The organism is Amycolatopsis ponsaeliensis (genome assembly GCF_030182635.1).
Classification (GTDB): domain Bacteria; phylum Actinomycetota; class Actinomycetes; order Mycobacteriales; family Pseudonocardiaceae; genus Amycolatopsis; species Amycolatopsis ponsaeliensis.
The window spans coordinates 53,655-69,990 of sequence record NZ_JAPZLD010000054.1; the positions used below are offsets into that span (position 1 = coordinate 53,655).

Annotated in this window: 14 protein-coding genes; 10 read left to right on the forward strand and 4 right to left on the reverse strand. The window is 71.1% G+C overall.

Features of this window, described 5'->3' with window-relative positions:
• Positions 1-52: 52 nt before the first annotated feature.
• The gene (locus QQ657_RS47740) at positions 53-718 is read right to left on the reverse strand and encodes a class F sortase (RefSeq protein ID WP_284749087.1); all 666 of its coding nucleotides are present in this window, start codon (positions 716-718) and stop codon (positions 53-55) included.
• 330 nt (positions 719-1,048) lie between these two features.
• Positions 1,049-2,500 carry a collagen binding domain-containing protein gene (locus QQ657_RS47745; protein ID WP_284749064.1) on the reverse strand — a complete coding sequence of 484 codons (1,452 nt, stop codon included), beginning with the start codon at positions 2,498-2,500 and terminating at the stop codon, positions 1,049-1,051.
• A 320-nt stretch (positions 2,501-2,820) separates the two neighbouring features.
• Here QQ657_RS47745 and QQ657_RS47750 point away from each other — a divergent pair, with 320 nt between their 5' ends.
• The 4 genes from QQ657_RS47750 (at position 2,821) to QQ657_RS47765 (ending at position 7,590) form a co-directional block, all read left to right on the forward strand.
• Positions 2,821-3,654 (forward strand): Bax inhibitor-1/YccA family protein, encoded by an 834-nt coding sequence (locus QQ657_RS47750; protein ID WP_284749065.1) that lies wholly within the window; start codon positions 2,821-2,823, stop codon positions 3,652-3,654.
• 194 nt (positions 3,655-3,848) lie between these two features.
• A complete protein-coding gene (locus tag QQ657_RS47755; protein ID WP_434056856.1) occupies positions 3,849-4,553 on the forward strand; it encodes an LppU/SCO3897 family protein in 705 nt (234 codons plus the stop codon).
• Between the two features lie 167 nt (positions 4,554-4,720).
• Positions 4,721-5,989 carry a YeeE/YedE family protein gene (locus QQ657_RS47760; RefSeq protein WP_284749067.1) on the forward strand — a complete coding sequence of 423 codons (1,269 nt, stop codon included), beginning with the start codon at positions 4,721-4,723 and terminating at the stop codon, positions 5,987-5,989.
• A 65-nt stretch (positions 5,990-6,054) separates the two neighbouring features.
• The gene (locus tag QQ657_RS47765) at positions 6,055-7,590 is read left to right on the forward strand and encodes a DHA2 family efflux MFS transporter permease subunit (RefSeq protein WP_284749068.1); all 1,536 of its coding nucleotides are present in this window, start codon (positions 6,055-6,057) and stop codon (positions 7,588-7,590) included.
• A 250-nt stretch (positions 7,591-7,840) separates the two neighbouring features.
• Here QQ657_RS47765 and QQ657_RS47770 read toward each other — a convergent pair whose 3' ends face one another.
• Positions 7,841-9,061, reverse strand: coding sequence for an acetyl-CoA C-acetyltransferase (locus tag QQ657_RS47770; protein WP_284749069.1), 1,221 nt, complete (start codon positions 9,059-9,061; stop codon positions 7,841-7,843).
• 126 nt (positions 9,062-9,187) lie between these two features.
• Between QQ657_RS47770 and QQ657_RS47775 the strand changes: the two genes are divergently transcribed.
• From QQ657_RS47775 to QQ657_RS47800, 6 genes are all read left to right on the forward strand, one after another.
• On the forward strand, positions 9,188-10,135 hold the full coding sequence (locus QQ657_RS47775; RefSeq protein ID WP_284749070.1) for a pentapeptide repeat-containing protein: 948 nt from the start codon (positions 9,188-9,190) through the stop codon (positions 10,133-10,135).
• Between the two features lie 332 nt (positions 10,136-10,467).
• Entirely contained in the window at positions 10,468-11,838 is a 1,371-nt protein-coding gene (locus QQ657_RS47780; RefSeq protein WP_284749071.1) for a cystathionine beta-synthase, read from the forward strand.
• Between the two features lie 129 nt (positions 11,839-11,967).
• The gene (locus QQ657_RS47785) at positions 11,968-13,500 is read left to right on the forward strand and encodes a hypothetical protein (RefSeq protein WP_284749072.1); all 1,533 of its coding nucleotides are present in this window, start codon (positions 11,968-11,970) and stop codon (positions 13,498-13,500) included.
• Between the two features lie 347 nt (positions 13,501-13,847).
• Complete coding sequence (locus tag QQ657_RS47790; RefSeq protein WP_284749073.1) at positions 13,848-14,300, forward strand: hypothetical protein; 453 nt, start codon at positions 13,848-13,850, stop codon at positions 14,298-14,300.
• 44 nt (positions 14,301-14,344) lie between these two features.
• Entirely contained in the window at positions 14,345-14,788 is a 444-nt protein-coding gene (locus tag QQ657_RS47795) for a hypothetical protein (RefSeq protein WP_284749074.1), read from the forward strand.
• A 34-nt stretch (positions 14,789-14,822) separates the two neighbouring features.
• The gene (locus tag QQ657_RS47800; RefSeq protein WP_284749075.1) at positions 14,823-15,980 is read left to right on the forward strand and encodes a cystathionine gamma-synthase; all 1,158 of its coding nucleotides are present in this window, start codon (positions 14,823-14,825) and stop codon (positions 15,978-15,980) included.
• Positions 15,981-16,040: 60 nt separating this feature from the next.
• Here QQ657_RS47800 and QQ657_RS47805 read toward each other — a convergent pair whose 3' ends face one another.
• A complete protein-coding gene (locus QQ657_RS47805; protein ID WP_284749076.1) occupies positions 16,041-16,304 on the reverse strand; it encodes a hypothetical protein in 264 nt (87 codons plus the stop codon).
• Positions 16,305-16,336: the final 32 nt, after the last annotated feature.

Here is a 16,336-nt window from a genome sequence, read left to right on the forward strand (position 1 = left end):
ATAGGGCCGTCAGTGACCACCTTGCGGCGAAGTGAAGTTACTCACGGGTAACTTATGCGGGGTCCGCGACGACGACGCGGTTCTCCTCGTAGCCGTCCGAACCGCCGACCCAGCGGCCCCCGCAGGTGACCAGGACGACGCGGTGCGGGCCGGACTGGCCGAAGAGGTCGTCGGCCCGCGCGGGCAGGTCGTCCTTGTGCACCGTGACCAGCTGGGAGATCCGGTAGCGCCAGGTCTTGCCCGCACTGTCCACAATGGTCACGGCAGCGCCGATCTCGGCGTTCCAGAGCTCGGCGAACGGCCCGGTGGCGCCCCGCCAGTTCACGTGCCCGGCGAAGACGCTCGCCCCGCCGGCGGCGTCGAGCCCGGCGCCCCACCACGTCGCCTGGCCGAGGTCGTTCGGGATCGGCAGCTCGCCGCCGGGGCCGAGGTCCTTGCGCACCAGTGCGGCGGTGCCGCCGGCGGGCAGCCGGACGGTCCCGGGTTTCTGCGGTGGCGGAGGTGGCGGCGGCGCGGTCGAGGTCCGCGCGGCCGGCGCGGCGCTCGTCGTGACCGGCGGTGGTGGCGCGGGAGTGGACGGCCGGGCCGCCGGAGCGGCGGCACCCGCGGCGGGCAGCGCGGTGCCGGCCACGACGGCGACCGGCGGTGAGGTGACCACGGTGCTGCCGAACTGGACCGCGAGCACCGTGGCCGCACCGAGCGCGAAGCCGGCGATCAAGCGGGTGCGGCCCGCCTTCGACGCAGTTCGGTTTCGGCGGCTGCTCTGCCAGGGGTCGGCGGTTTGCCAGTCGGTGCCGGGCTGCCGGTGATCACCGGGTTGCCGGTCGTCGCCGCTCGGCCAGGCTTCGGCGGCTTGCCAGTCAGTGCCGCGCTGCCAGTCGGTGCCCCGCCGGTTGCCGCCGGGCTGCGCGTCGTCGCCGGCCCACCGGTGATCGCCGGCCCGCCGGGTGGCGCCCAGCTGCCCGTCGTCACCGCTCTGCCGGTCGCCGCCTCGCCACTCGTCGACGAACCAGCTGTCGTCCTGCCAGTCGTTGCCTGCCATCCCGGACTACCTGCGCGTGGCCCGCCGCGCGGCGAAGCCGACCAGACCGGAGCCCAGCAGCACCAGCAGGCCGAGCCCGGCCAGCCCCGGCACCGAATAGCTCGTCTCGACCGTGCCCCGCGCCTGGACGACCGGTGCGTCGCCCGCCGGGATCGCGCGCGGGACCTCGTTCGGCTTGTTCACCACCGTCAACGCGAGCGTCTCGCCCGGCTTCACCGTGCCGCACGCCGACGGCGGGTTCCTCGGGTCGTACGCGTTCGTGTACCCCGGCGGCGGGCCGGCCTCCACGACGCAGATCTCCTGTGGCGCGCGGAGGTTCTCGACCGTCACGCCGCCGGTCGCGCCGTCGGTGGTGACGACCGTGGGCTTCCCGTCGGCGCCGGTGAGCGGCTTGCCGTCCTGGCCCAGCGCCGCCGACGTCTTGTCCTTGCCCGTGATCCGCAGGACCGCGCCGCCGACGCCCTTGCCCGTGTTCGCGTCGGTCTTCGTCACCTTCACCTGCCCCGGCTTGGTGAGCGCGACGACGCCCTGTGCCGTCAGCTCCTTCTCGCCGCCGGTGGAGACGACGCGCTGCTTCGCGGTGTCGACCGGCGCCCGCACGTACGGGCGGTCGGCCGGCGCGGCCAGCGACGCCAGCAGTTTCGGCTGCTCGCCGGCCGGGGTCAGCTTCACCCGCACCGTGCCGTCGGCGGCCGTCTTGAGCGTGACGTCCTTCGCGGCGGCCTGCGGGCTCGCGTTCCCCGCGGTGGCGGCGGCGTCCTCGCCGACCGTCGCGGCGGTCGCCGTCAGCTTCACCGGGACGTCCGGGACGCCCTTGCCCTTGGCGTTCTTCACGGTGACCGTCCACTCGGCGGGCTCGCCGAGGTGCTGGTCGCCTTCGGGGGTGGTCACCGACGCCGTCCACGGTCCGCGGTTGGCCTCGGCCTCGGTCTTCAGCTTTTCGACGGCGGCCTGGGCGCCCGCGGGCAGGCCCTTCAGGTGGAACGGCGCGTCGTAGCCGAGCTTCGCGGCGGGCAGCGACGCGTCGAGGTCCGCGGGGGTGCGCGGCGCCGACGTCCAGGAGTGCAGCAGGTGCGCCAGCGCCGCGGCCTCGTCCGGCTTCTTCGTGTCGCCGTAGCGCAGCAGCAGGTACGAGATGTTCGCCGCCTGGTCGGCGGGGAGCTTCGTGCCCCACTTCGTCAGCAGTTCGTCGCCCGGCTTGTACACCTCGTCGGTGTCCGGCGCCTTCAGCTGGAAGCTCACGCAGAAGACCTGCTGCCCGCCGACGACGTAGGACCCCAGCCAGTTGCGGCCGCCGGTGCCCGCCTGGCCGGGCTCGACCGCGTGGCCGATGCCTTCCTGGCTCGCGGCGGACGCGGCGGGGGCGCCGACGGTCACGGAAAGCGCGCCGAGCAAGGCCGCGGCGACCAGGCCGGTGAGCGCGCGGACGCCCGCGCGCGGGCGTGTCGACCACCTCATGGTGTGTAGGCTCCTTCGTCGGACGCGCGGCGACGACAACGGCGTCGCCGCAGGTCACACGATTGATCAACTCCCCGACGCGCGTACGGTGAACGACCGGGCACGCCAGGTGAGCGTCGCGCCGGAGGGGCTGGACTGTCTACCGCCCTTCGGGTGGCGGTCGCCGAACGGTCGTGATCTCGGTCGCATACCGTGTCTGCCGTGGCCACGGGCCTGCCGTCGAGTAAAGTCGCCTTTACTCGACGGGAACCGCACGTACCCGGCGGTCGTTGAACCCGATGCAGCGTCGATCCACGAAGCAGCAGATCCAGGAGGATCAGGTGCGTTCCAGTAGCAACCCGGCGTTCCGCAACCTGCCCCGCGGCGGAACCCAGACTCACGGGCAGTACGGGCCCCCGGTGGGCTTCAACCAGACCCAGGGCGGCGTGCCCGGGTACGGACCCGGGCAGGTCACCTCCGGCGACGACGACCGGCCGATGACCGTCGACGACGTCGTCGTCAAGACCGGCATGAGCCTCGGCGTCGCGCTGCTCGTCGGGATCGTGACCGCGATCTGGGCCCAGAGCGAGCTGGAGGGGACCGGCCGGCTCTCGCCGGCCCTGATCGGCGCGATGCTCGGCGGCCTGATCGTCGGGCTCGTCATCTCGCTGGTGATCATCTTCCGCCGGAAGCCGAGCGGTCCGCTGACGCTCGTCTATTCGGCCGCCGAAGGTCTCTTCCTCGGCGCGGTGAGCGGCGTGTTCGAGGTGATCTACCCGGGCATCGCGCTGCAGGCGATCATCGGCACCGTCGGTGTCTTCATCGGCATGCTGGTCGTCTACAAGACCGGCGCGGTCAAGGTGACGCCGAAGCTGACCAAGTGGATCGTCGGGGCCGTCGTCGGCGTCGCGATCCTGATGCTGTTCAACCTGATCAGCACGTTCGCCTTCGGCTTCAACCCGCTGCGCGACGGCGGCCCGCTCGCCATCGCCTTCAGCATCCTCTGCATCGGCATCGCGGCCTTCAGCTTCCTGCTCGACTTCGACCAGGCCGACCGGATGATCCGCGAGGGCATGCCGTCGAAGTGGGCCTGGTACACCGCGTTCGGCCTGATGACGACGCTCGTCTGGCTGTACCTGGAGATCCTGCGGCTGCTGTCCTACCTCCGCGAGTAACCTGGCTCACAGTTTCCCAGTGAAGGCGCTCCGTAATCAACGGGGCGCCTTTTCTGTGGGTAATTCGTGCATACGGGGACCCCGGTGTCGATCGTGCTCACCCTGCGTGTTTGATGTCCGGGTCGGTTCTCAATTTCACATGTGTGAGGTTCACAGTGAGCGTTCCCCCTCCGGCCCCCGGGGGCCAGCAGCCGGTGGGTCAGCCCGATCCCTACGGGCCGCCTCCGGGCGGCCAGCAGCAGTACGGCCAGCCGGGTCAGTACGGCCCGCCTCCCGGCACTCCGCCGCAGGGCCAGCCCGGCCAGTACGGCCCGCCGCCGGGCCAGTACCCGCCGCCGCCCGGCCAGCCCGGCTTCCCGCCCGCGCCGCCGGCCCCGCCGAAGAAGTCGAAGGCCGGCCGGTTCATCGGCCTCGGCATCGGCCTCGTCGTGCTCATCGGCGTCGTGATCGCCGGGATCGTGGCCTTCGGCAACTCGCCGGCCAGCTCCAACGTCGGTGACTGCCTCTCGATCACCGAGTTCACCCGGGGCGGGGACGACCCGGCGAAGGCCGACTGCAACGACCCGAAGGCCAACGTCAAGATCGCCGCCAAGCTCGACAGCTCGAGCGACGACTGCCCCGGTGGTTCCGACTCCGGCTACGACACCTACTCGGTCAGCGGCCGCAGCTCGTACAAGCTGTGCCTGATGATCAACGCGAAGCAGGGCGACTGCCTGGCGAACTTCTCGTCGCAGACCAAGGGCTACCAGAAGGTTCCCTGCAGCGACCCGACGAAGGACGCCGAGCTCGTGAAGGTCGTCGAGGGCCAGGCGAGCGACAGCGTCTGCGAGGGCACCGACGCCACGCGCGTCGCGATCTACCCGCAGCCGCCGACGACGATGTGCGTCAAGACGAACTAGCGGCACCCAGCCCGTCGAAGGCCTTCTCGTGAGTCTCGCGAGGAGGCCTTCGGCGCGTTCAGGGGCACCCGGATTGCTCCGTTCGTCCCACACTGTGCGACGAGCTGCGGAAAAGCGATCATCGGACCTAACTTGGGTCGTCCTTCCCGCCCGAGCCTGGAGTACTGGTGGCGACGACCGAATCCCCTGCCGGTGAAAAGAAGTTCCTCGACTTCCCCACCTCCTGCGCCGCGCCCGTCCCGCAGCCGGAGGAACCCGTCCGCGCGGTCCCGCTGGCCGTCGCGGGCGTCCTCGCGGCCGGCCTGACCTGGTACGTCTGGGCGAGCTACGGCGTCAAGTTCGGCGTCCTGCTGCTGCTCGGCCTGGGCCTCGGGCTGGCACTGTTCCACTCGCGGTTCGGCTTCACGTCGGCGTGGCGGCAGCTGATCGCCGTCGGCAACGGCCAGGGCCTGCGCGCCCACACCCTCCTGCTCGGCACGGCCGCGACGCTGATCGCGCTCATCGCCGGCACCGGTGTCGGGCTCTTCGGGAGCAAGCCGGCGCCGACGGCCAGCCCGCTCGGGCTCGCCCTCTTCGTCGGCGCGACGCTCTTCGCGATCGGCATGCAGCTCGGCGGCGCGTGCGCGTCCGGCACGCTGTTCGCGGTCGGGTCGGGCCAGTCGACGATCGTCCTGACGCTGGGCGGGTTCATCACCGGGTCCGTGCTCTACACGTGGGCGTACCCGGCGCTGAGCGGCTGGCCCGAGCTCAAGGGCGTGCTGCTGGCCGACCACGTCGGCTGGTTCGGCTCGTGGGCGATCACGATCGCCGTGCTCGCCGGGATCGTGCTGGTCACCCGCGTGGTGCAGCGCCGCCGCACGCCGCCGCCGGTGGACGCCGTCCCGACCGCGCACGGCTTCGCGCGGATCTTCCGCGGTTCGTGGCCGGTGCTCGCCGGCGCCGTCGTACTGGGTGTGCTGGCCGGCGCGGTGTTCCTGGTGTCCGGCGGGATCTGGGGCGTCACGAGCGCGTTCTCCTTGTGGGGAGCCAAGATCCTGCAGGTGTTCGGGCTGCACCCGGAGTCGTGGGAGTTCTGGCAGCAGAAGTCCAACGCGACGTCGCTGGCCAACCCGATCTGGAAGGACAAGAACAGCCTCACCGACATCGGGATCATGATCGGCGCGGCGGTGGCCGCCGCGGCCGCGGGCGCGTGGAAGATCCACAGCTCGATCCCGTGGCGCACGGCCGTCGCCGCGATCCTCGGCGGGATCATGATGGGCGTCGGCGCGCGCATGGCGGGTGGCTGCAACATCGGCGCGTACCTCGGCGGCATCTCCACCGGCAGCCTGCACGGCTGGCTGTGGGGCGTGTTCGCGCTCGGCGGCACGTGGATCGGGCTGAAGCTGCGGCCGCTGTTCGGGCTGGCCAACCCGGTGCCGACGGACAGCATCTGCTGAGCTTTTTGTCGGGGTCCCCCGGTACTCTCGCGGACGAATCCACGAACCTGGGGGACCTCTTCCTTATGACTACGCAAAGAACCGGCTCGGCGCCGAACGGTGACGCGCTCGACGCCGGTGTCCTGAAGGTGGCCTCCGTGGTCGTCCTGGGCGCCATCATGGCGATCCTGGACACCACGGTCGTCAACGTCGCGCTGCAGAAGCTGACGATCGAGTTCTCGACGTCGTTCGACGTCATCCAGTGGGTCGCCACGGGCTACCTGCTGGCGCTGGCGACCGTGATCCCGGTCACCGGCTGGGCGTCCGACCGCTTCGGCACCAAGCGGCTCTACATGCTCGCGATCGTGTTGTTCCTGGCGGGCTCGATGCTCGCGGGGGCGGCCTGGAACATCGAAACGCTGATCGTCTTCCGCGTCCTGCAGGGCTTCGGCGGCGGCATGCTGATGCCGTGCGGCATGACGATCCTGACCCGCGCGGCCGGCCCGCAGCGGATCGGGCGCGTGATGGCGGTGCTGGGCGTGCCGATGCTGCTCGGCCCGATCGGCGGCCCGATCCTGGGCGGCTGGCTGGTCGACGCGGTGAGCTGGCGCTGGATCTTCTTCATCAACGTGCCGATCGGCGTCGTCACGCTGCTGCTGTCGTGGCGGCTGCTGCCGAAGGACGAGCCGGAAGCCACCGGGCGCTTCGACTTCGTGGGCATGCTGATGGTGTCGCCGGGGCTGGCGGCGCTGATCTTCGGCGTCTCGAAGGTCCCGTCGGCGGGCGGGTTCGGCGCGGTCGAGGTGTGGCTGCCGGTGCTGGCCGGCGTGGTGCTGCTGGTCGCGTTCGTGGTGCGCGCGCTGCGCGTGCCGAACCCGCTGGTGGACCTGCGGCTGTTCAAGAACCGGTCGTTCACGATCGCGATGGTGACGATGTCGTTGTTCTTCGTCGCGTTCCTCGGCGGGATGATGCTGCTGCCGACGTACTTCCTGCTGGTGCGCGGCGAAACGACGCTGCACGCGGGGCTGCTGCTGGCCCCGCAGGGCTTCGGCGCGATGATCATGATGCCGATCACCGGCCGCCTTGCCGACAAGGTGGGCGCGCGCAAGATCGTGCTGCCGGGCATGGTGCTGCTGGTCGGTTCGATGGCGATGCTGACCCAGGTCACCGCGACCACGCCGTACTGGGTCCTGCTGTCTGCGCTGTTCGTGATGGGCCTGGGCATGGGCTGCACGATGATGCCGATCACGACGTCGGCGTTGCAGACGCTGCAGCCGAAGGACATGGCTCGCGCATCGACGGCGACGAACATCGTCCAGCAGACGGCGGGCGCGATCGGCTCGGCGGTGATGGCGACGATCCTGGCGGCCCTGCTGGCGGGCAAGTTCGGCGTCCCGACGGCCCAGGGCCAGCTGGCGGCGACGGCGGCGATCCTGAACCCGGCTACGCATTCCGCCGCGACAGGCTTGGCGGCCGACGCGTTCTCGACGACGTTCGTGTGGTCGCTGGTCCTGGTGGTGCTGTGCGTGATCCCGGCGTTGTTCCTGCCGAAGTCCCGCCCGGCAACCCCGGCGGTCTCGGAAGACGGCGACGAGATCACACCCCCGGTGATGGTCCACTAACCGACCGCCCAGGCACGCAAGCCGACCCTCCAGGCACGCGAGCCGACCCTCCGCGGTGTGATCGAAGGGTCGACACGCGTGACTGGAGGGTCGACACGCGTGATCAGGGAGTCGACACGGCTCGGCCGGCCGGGATTCGCCGTGTCGACCCTTCAATCACGCGTGTCGACCTCCGAATCACGCGTGTCGACTCTCTGAACACAGCGAAGGCCGCCACCGGATGCCGGTGGCGGCCCTCGTCGTCAGGCGATCAGGAAAGGCGCTCGATGATCAGCGCCATGCCCTGGCCGCCGCCGACGCACATCGTCTCCAGGCCGAACTGCTTGTCGTGGTGCTGCAGCGAGTTGATCAGCGTCGACGTGATGCGCGCGCCCGTCATGCCGAACGGGTGGCCCACCGCGATCGCGCCGCCGTTGACGTTCAGGCGGTCCAGGTCGATGCCCAGGTCGCGGTACGACGGGATCACCTGCGCCGCGAACGCCTCGTTGATCTCGACCAGGTCGATGTCGCCGATCGACAGGCCCGCGCGGGACAGCGCCTGCTTGGACGCCTCCACCGGCCCGTAGCCCATGATCTCCGGCGAAAGACCCGTCACGCCCGTCGACACGATCCGGGCCAGCGGCGTCAGGCCCAGCTCACGCGCCTTCACGTCGGACATGATGACCAGCGCCGCCGCGCCGTCGTTGAGCGCGCAGCAGTTGCCCGCTGTCACGCGGCCGTCCGGGCGGAACACCGGCTTGAGCCCCGCGACGCCCTCGACCGTCACTCCGGCGCGGGGGCCGTCGTCCTTCGAGACGACCGTGCCGTCCGGGAGGGTCACCGGGGTGATGTCCTTGGCCCAGAAACCGTCGGCGATGGCCTTCTCGGCCAGGTTCTGCGAGCGGACGCCGAACTCGTCCATGTCCTCGCGCGTGACGCCCTTCAGCCGCGCCAGGTTCTCGGCCGTCTGGCCCATCGCGATGTAGACGTCCGGGACGTCCCCGGCGGACCGCGGGTCGCTCCAGCTGTCGGTGCCGGACTCGGCGGTCGCCGCCGTCCGCTTCTCGGCGTCGGCGAACAGCGGGTTGTGCGTGTCCGGCCACGAGTCCGAGCTGCCCTTGGCGAACCGCGAGACGGTCTCGACGCCGGCCGAGATGAAGACGTCGCCCTCGCCGGCCTTGATCGCGTGGAACGCCATCCGGGTGGTCTGCAAGCTGGACGAGCAGTAGCGGGTGATGGTGCAGCCGGGCAGGTGGTCGTAGCCGAGCTCGACGGCGACCGCACGGCCCATGTTGAACCCGGACTCGCCGCCCGGCAGGCCGCAGCCCAGCATCAGGTCGTCGATGTCGGCGGGGTCGAGCTGCGGCACCTTGGCCAGTGCCGCCTGGATCATCTGCACGGTCAGGTCGTCGGGCCGCATGCTGACCAGCGAGCCCTTCCCGGCGCGGCCGATCGGCGAGCGAGCGGTGGAGACGATGACGGCTTCAGGCATGACGTGACACATCCTCGTATCGCGAGCTAAGCGGCTAAGCGGTTGCTCACCATAGTGCCGTGTACCGCGCCGGGGAGAAAGCCGAAGACGGTGTGAGCTTCTCCGGGGACTGGCAGGATCACTCCGGTGGTGAACCGGCTGGAGCGAGTGCTGCGGACCAGGACCATCCTGCTGTGGGGCGCCGGGCTGCTGGTCGTGGCCGGGGTCGCCGCCGCGCTGCTGCTGACGCTCCTGGGCGGCGGACGGCCGCAGGACGTCGCCCGGCTCGACGCGCTGCGGACGGCCGCCACCATCGTCGTCGGCACCGGGGGCGCCGCCGCGCTGCTGCTCGCCGCGCGCCGGCAGCGGTCGGCCGAGCTGGACCTCGCGCAGAAGGACCACGACGCCACCGAGCGCCGGATCACCGAGATCTACGGCAAGGCCGCCGACCAGCTCGGCAGCGACAAGGCCCCGGTCCGCCTCGCCGGGCTGTACTCCCTGGAGCGGCTGGCCGGCGGGTACGCCGAGCACCGGCAGACCATCGTCAACGTCCTCTGCGCCTACCTGCGGATGCCCTTCAAGCACTCCGCGAAGAACGCCGAGGAGCTGCAGGTCCGCAAGACCGCGCAGCGCATCCTGATGCTGCACCTGCGCCCCGGCTCCGGGGAACAGCCGAGCGGGGACTTCTGGCCGGACGTCGACCTCGACTTCTCCGGGGCGACGCTCGTCGGGCTGAACCTCACCCACTGTTCGATCCGGTCGATCGTGTGCTTCGAAACCCGGTTTCTCGAACTCGCTTCCTTCCGCGGCACCGAATTCCGCACCAAAGCGGATTTCAACCAAGCGCACTTCGCCGGCCGCGTCGATTTTCGCGGAACCGTCTTCGGTGGCGATCGCGACAGCTTCAACGGCGCCGTTTTCGCAGGTCCGGCCGATTTCGGCACGAAGTCCGCCGCCCGGCTCGCCGGCGCCGAGGCGCAGGGCGGCTTCCGGCGGACCTGGCCACAAGACTGGGAAGAACGCCCGATCGCCGACCGGACGGGGCGATCACAATTGACACGAAAGGCCGATCCGGGGCAACCGGAAGGCCGATAGGATCGTCGCAGCAATACAAGGTCGCCATTCCTGACGCAGGAGGTGAACTGGCGATGGTACTTGGGTGGGCCGCTTCCTTGGCTCTTCGGATGGGGTGCCCTACCGCGATCGGCGCCGGGCCGAACCTCCGGGACGGGATGACGGCTCAGCGTGCGGCGGCCCTCGGGCCGGTACCGGGGTAGACGAGCAGCTTGGTGGCTGCCGGCGGTCTCCCCCGGGCGGTCCGACCTCGCGCTCGCGGCCCGTGATCACCGACGCGCACCCGGAGGCCCCCGGGGCCTGGTCCGCCACGAGTGGACAACGCCACCGGTCGGCCGTTTAGGCTGGCGGTCGTGGAGTACGCAGAGCACATCGCAGACCTCGTGGGCAACACCCCGCTGGTCAAGCTGAACTCGTTGACCAAGGGGCTCAAGCCGCTCGTGCTGGCCAAGGTCGAGTACCTGAACCCGGGTGGCTCGGTCAAGGACCGGATCGCGCTGCGCATGATCGAGGCGGCCGAACGCTCCGGCGAGCTGCGCCCCGGCGGCACGATCGTGGAACCGACGTCCGGCAACACCGGTGTCGGGCTGGCCATGGTCGCGCAGCGCAAGGGCTACCAGTGCGTCTTCGTCTGCCCGGACAAGGTCAGCGAAGACAAGCGCAACGTCCTGAAGGCCTACGGCGCCCGCGTCGTGGTGTGCCCGACCGCGGTGGCGCCCGAGCACCCGGACTCCTACTACAACGTCTCCGACCGCCTGGTCCGCGAGATCGACGGCGCCTGGAAGCCCAACCAGTACGCCAACGCGCAGAACCCGGAGAGCCACTACCTCTCCACCGGCCCCGAGCTGTGGAAGCAGACCGACGGGAAGATCACCCACTTCGTCGCGGGCGTCGGCACCGGCGGCACGATCTCCGGCACCGGCAAGTACCTCAAGGAGGTCAGCGACGGCCGCGTGCTCGTGGTCGGCGCCGACCCGGAGGGCTCGGTCTACTCCGGCGGCAGCGGCCGCCCGTACCTGGTCGAGGGCGTCGGCGAGGACTTCTGGCCGGAGACCTACGACCGGAACATCGCCGACGAGATCATCCCGGTCTCCGACGCCGACTCCTTCCAGGTCACCCGCCGGCTCGCGCTGGAGGAGGGCCTGCTGGTCGGCGGCTCCTGCGGGATGGCCGTCGCCGCCGCGCTGAAGCTCGCCGAGCGGCTCACCGAGGACGACGTCGTGGTCGTGCTGCTGCCCGACGGTGGCCGCGGCTACCTGACGAAGGTGTTCAACGACACCTGGATGTCCTCCTACGGCTTCCTGCCGCCCGACTCCTCGGGCGCGACGGTCGCCGACGTGCTCACGAAGAAGAGCGGCTCGCTGCCCAACCTCGTGCACTCGCACCCCAACGAGACGGTCGCCGAGGCCATCGCGATCCTGGCCGAGTTCGGCGTCAGCCAGATGCCCGTGGTCAGCGCGGAGCCGCCGGTGATGGCCGCCGAGGTCGTCGGCGCGGTCAACGAGCGTGACCTGCTCGAGGCGCTGTTCACCGGCAAGGCCCAGCTGGCCGACCGGCTCGACCGGCACATGTCCCCGCCGCTGCCGACCATCGGCGGTGGTGAGCAGGTGAGTGCCGCGATGACGGCGCTCGAGGGCGCCGACGGTGCGCTCGTGCTGGTCGACGGCAAGCCGGCCGGGGTCGTCACCCGCCACGACCTCCTGGGCTTCCTCGCCGGCCGCTGAACAGGAGCTGTGAAAATACCTAATCGGCGCACCCGGCCGGGGCGTTACGAGCGCCCTGCCGGGTGATCCGATAGCGTGAGCGGCAAATAGAACACTTTCGCGTCCTCGTCAAGGGGGTTCAAGACCCACATGAGTGCACCGCAGCCACCGAACCAGCCGTGGGGTGGCGGCCAGCCACCTCAGGGCCCGCCGAGTGGCCCCCAGCCGCAGCAGGACAACCCGTTCGGCAGCCCGGAACCGACCCAGGTCGTGCAGCCCGCCCAGCCCCAGGGCGGTTCCCCGTTCGGGGAGACGCCCGAACCGACGCAGGTCGTCCAGCCGGGCTACCCGGGTGACGGCGGGGCGGGCGCGACCCAGGCGATGCCGCCGGTCGACGCGAACGCGACGCAGATGGTGAACCCGGTCGGCGGCGGCGACGCCCCGATCGCGGACTCCACGCAGCTGGTCCCGCCGGGTTCCCAGCCGCCGGCGATCCCGTACACCCCGCCGCCGAGCGCGGCCGACAACCCGGCCGCGGCGTTCGGCCAGCAGCCGGGCGGTTACGGCCAGCAGGGTGGCTTCGGCCAGCCGGGTCAGCCCGGTCAGTCGGGCGGGTACGGCCAGCAGCCGGGCTTCGGCCAGCCGGGGCAGCCCGGCCAGCCGCCGCAGGGCTTCGGCGGTCCCGGGTTCGGCGGCCCCCAGCAGCCCGGCTTCGGCGGTCAGCCGCCGCAGTTCGGCGGACCGTCGGCCGGGGGCAACGGCGGCCTGTTCGGCTACATCGCCGGCGGCGTCGTCGCCCTCCTGGGCCTGGTCGCGCTGATCATCGCCTTCAACTACATGGGCGACGCGAGCGACTACTCGAAGATCTTCGACCTCGCGCCGGACCAGGCGGCGATCGACAAGGTGCTCGACGAGGCCGGGATCATCGGCCCGGGCCTGGTCTGGTTCTACGTGGTCATGATCCTGGTGGGCGCGCTGGTCTCCCTCGCCGGTGGCGTCGGGCTGGCGCTCGCGGGCAAGCTGGGCGGGCTCAAGAAGTTCGTCCCGATCGCGATCGTCGCGGGCGGCGCGCTGCTCACGGTCTTCGCGTTGCTGCTCAAGATCGGGATGACGCCGAACGCCGCGACGCTCGCGCAGGCCTCCGCTTCCGAGCGGAGCACCTTCGGCCTCGGGCTCCCGCCGCTGATCCTCGGCGTGCTGATCCTGATCGTGGGTGTGCTCGGGTTCATCCCGGCGACGCAGCAGTTCGTCGGCCTCGGTGCCGGCAGTGCCGCGCCGGGCGGGCCGCAGGGCTTCGGCGGACCGCCGCAGGGCGGTTTCGGTGGCCCGCAGCAGCCGGGCGGGTTCGGTCAGCCGGGGCAGCCCGGTCAGCCGGGCGGGTTCGGCCAGCAGCAGGGTGGCTTCGGCCAGCCGGGGCAGCCGGGCCAGGGTTACGGCCAGCCTCCGGGCTACGGCCAGCCGGGCGGACCCAACCCGTCCAGTGGCGGGTTCCCGCAGCCGTCGAGCGGGGGCTTCCCGCAGCCGGGCCAGCCGCCGCAGCAGGGCGGGTACGGCCAGCCGCAGGGCTACCCGCAGCAGCCGGGCCAGCCGCCGCAGGGCTGGGGCCAGCCCCCGGGCCAGCAGGGCCCGCCGAGCGGCGGGTTCGGCCAGCCCGGCCAGCCGCCGCAGCAACAGCAGTGGTGAACTAGTACACCAAATCGTGCCCCGGAGCCCATTCGGCTCCGGGGCACGGTGCATTTACGACCTGATCAGCAATTGTCTCAAATGGACAAATGCGCGGTATCGTAGGTCATCCGGATCTCGTGACAGCATTTCTGCCGCTACCGCAGGAAAATGATCTTGGGTTCCGCCGTCCGGCCGAATTCCGTTCTCTTTCGGAGTCACTTCCCCCTTTCCCGACTAGGGTGAACGCCGTAGTCCCGTGCTCTGCTGATGGGGGAGTTGTGACCGGTCCACGCGGATATCCGGTGTCGCGTTCGCATTCGTATTCATCGACTCGGCCGTCCGGAGTAACGGCTATCCTCGCCGGCTTGCTCGGACTGGCCGCCGCCGTCGCCGCGGGATATGTGCCGGTCCGGATCTTTCTCGACATGCCCGCCGAATTCAGCCTCGGTGCCCTGCCGGGCTGGGTGCTCGTGGACCTCGCCGCCTACCTCGGTGCCGGGCTCGTGCTCCTGCTGGGCGCGCTGACGACGCTGTTCCGCGCGACGGCGGGCGCGATCCTGCTCGGCCTGGGTGCCCTGCTGGCCATCGGCGCGCTGCTGATGGAGCCGCTGTCGGTGGGCGTGCCGCTGGCCCGGTTCGCGGACGCGATGTTCACCCACGGCGGGTTCGCGATGGTGGACCGGGTGGGCCTGGCCGGCCTGGCGGTGCTGGTGCTGATCCTGGCGCTGCTGCCGCCGACCTTCCGCTACCTGCGCTACCGCACCCCGTCCGTGCCGATGTGGGCCGGCCAGGAGGCCTACTCGTCCCGGGGCTGGTGACCCGCGCCGGTCACCGGCGGTGATCGACCGTATCCTCGGCAGCCGTGACCCGAACCGAAGGCCGGACGGCGCTCGCCGCCGCGGTGCTCGCTCTGCTCGGCGGGCTGCTCTACCTGGCCGGGCTCGTCCTGGACGTCGTCGCGCTCGCGCGGTTCCCCGATGATGCCGGCCGTGTCGGCGTCCACGCCGCGGTCGACGTCGTGCTCGCCTCGACGCTGCTGCCCGGCGGCGTCCTGCTGCTGCGCCGGCAGCCGATCGGCCGGATCGGCTGCATCGCCGGGAGTTCGGCGGCGTTGCTCGCGACGCTGACGTCGGCCATCCTCGCGGCCGCGGGGCTCACCTTCGCCGACTTCGGCGGTCCCGGCGACCTGGCGATGGGCGGGCTGACCGCGCTGGCCCTGGTGGCGCCGCCGGCCCTGGCCACGCTGCTGCTCGCGGTGTCCGCGCCCGCCGCCCGGTGGTGCGGCATTGAGATCTGTCCCACCTGACGGGAATGTCAGGGCCTCGCCGTACGCTTAGCCCATGGTGGACGACTACTCCGTACTGGGATTCGAGACTCGCGCGATCCACGCCGGTCAGAAGCCAGACCCCCGCACCGGCGCGGTGATCGTGCCGATCTACCAGACTTCGACCTACGCGCAGGACGGCGTGGGCGGGACCCGCGAGGGCGACTACGAGTACTCGCGCACCGCGAACCCGACCCGCTCGGCGCTGGAGGAGGCGCTGGCCTCGCTGGAAGGCGGCCGGCACGCGCTGGCCTACGCGTCCGGCATGGCGGCCTCCGACGTGGTGCTGCGCAGTACCCTGCGCCCCGGTGACCACCTGGTGCTCGGCAACGACGCGTACGGCGGCACGTTCCGCCTGATCGACAAGGTGCTCAGCCTGTGGGGCGTCGAGCACACCGTCGCCGACCTGGCGAACCTCGACGAGGTCCGCGCCGCGATCCGGCCCGAGACGAAGCTGATCTGGTGCGAGTCGCCGACCAACCCGATGCTCGGCATCGCCGACATCGCGGCGCTGGCCGGGGTCGCGCACGACGCCGGCGCCCGCCTGGTGGTCGACAACACCTTCGCGACGCCGTACCTGCAGAACCCGCTCTCGCTGGGCGCGGACATCGTCCTGCACTCGACGACGAAGTACCTCGGCGGCCACTCCGACGTCGTCGGCGGCGCGGTGATCACGAACGAGGACGAGCTGCGCGAGCAGCTGTTCTACCTGCGCAACGCCGCGGGCGCGGTGCCCGGGCCGTTCGACGCGTGGCTGACCCTGCGCGGCATCAAGACGCTGGCCCTGCGCATGGAGCGCCACAGCGACAACGCCGAGCTGGTCGTGCAGGCGCTGGTCAAGCACCCGAAGGTCGCGAAGGTCTACTACCCGGGCCTGCCGGAGCACCCCGGCCACGAGACGGCGGCGAAGCAGATGCGCCGCTTCGGCGGGATGGTCTCGTTCAGCCACGCGGACGGCGAGCAGGCGGCGCTGGAGGTCGCGTCCCGCACGAAGCTGTTCATCCTGGCGGAGTCGCTCGGCGGCATCGAGTCGCTGATCGAGCACCCGGGCAAGATGACCCACGCGAGCACCGCGGGCTCGACCCTGCAGGTCCCGGCCGACCTGCTGCGCCTGTCGGTCGGCATCGAGGACGGCCGTGACCTGGTCGCGGACCTGCTGACCGCCCTGGGCTGACCCCCGGACACAGCAAAACGGCGCCGGAGCAGCTCCGGCGCCGTTTTCGTGTGCCGAAGATCAGGGGTTGTAGTTGCCGTGCACGACGCCACCCGACTTCGGGGTGCCCGTCACCGGTAGGTTCGCGCCGTCCACGCAGCCGCCCACCAGCTCGACGTGACTGTCGTGGCGGATGTACTGGGCCGGGGACCCGCACGAAGCACTGTCCACCGTGAAGTACGCGGCTCCGGTCAGCGCCGCGGCCGAGGCCAGCCCGATCACGAGCGGAACCAGCCCGGCGGACCGGGTGGCGCGCGCCCGGTGCGAGTCGTTCCCCCGTGCCATGTGTTGCTCCCTGTTTACCGTGTGTTGACACG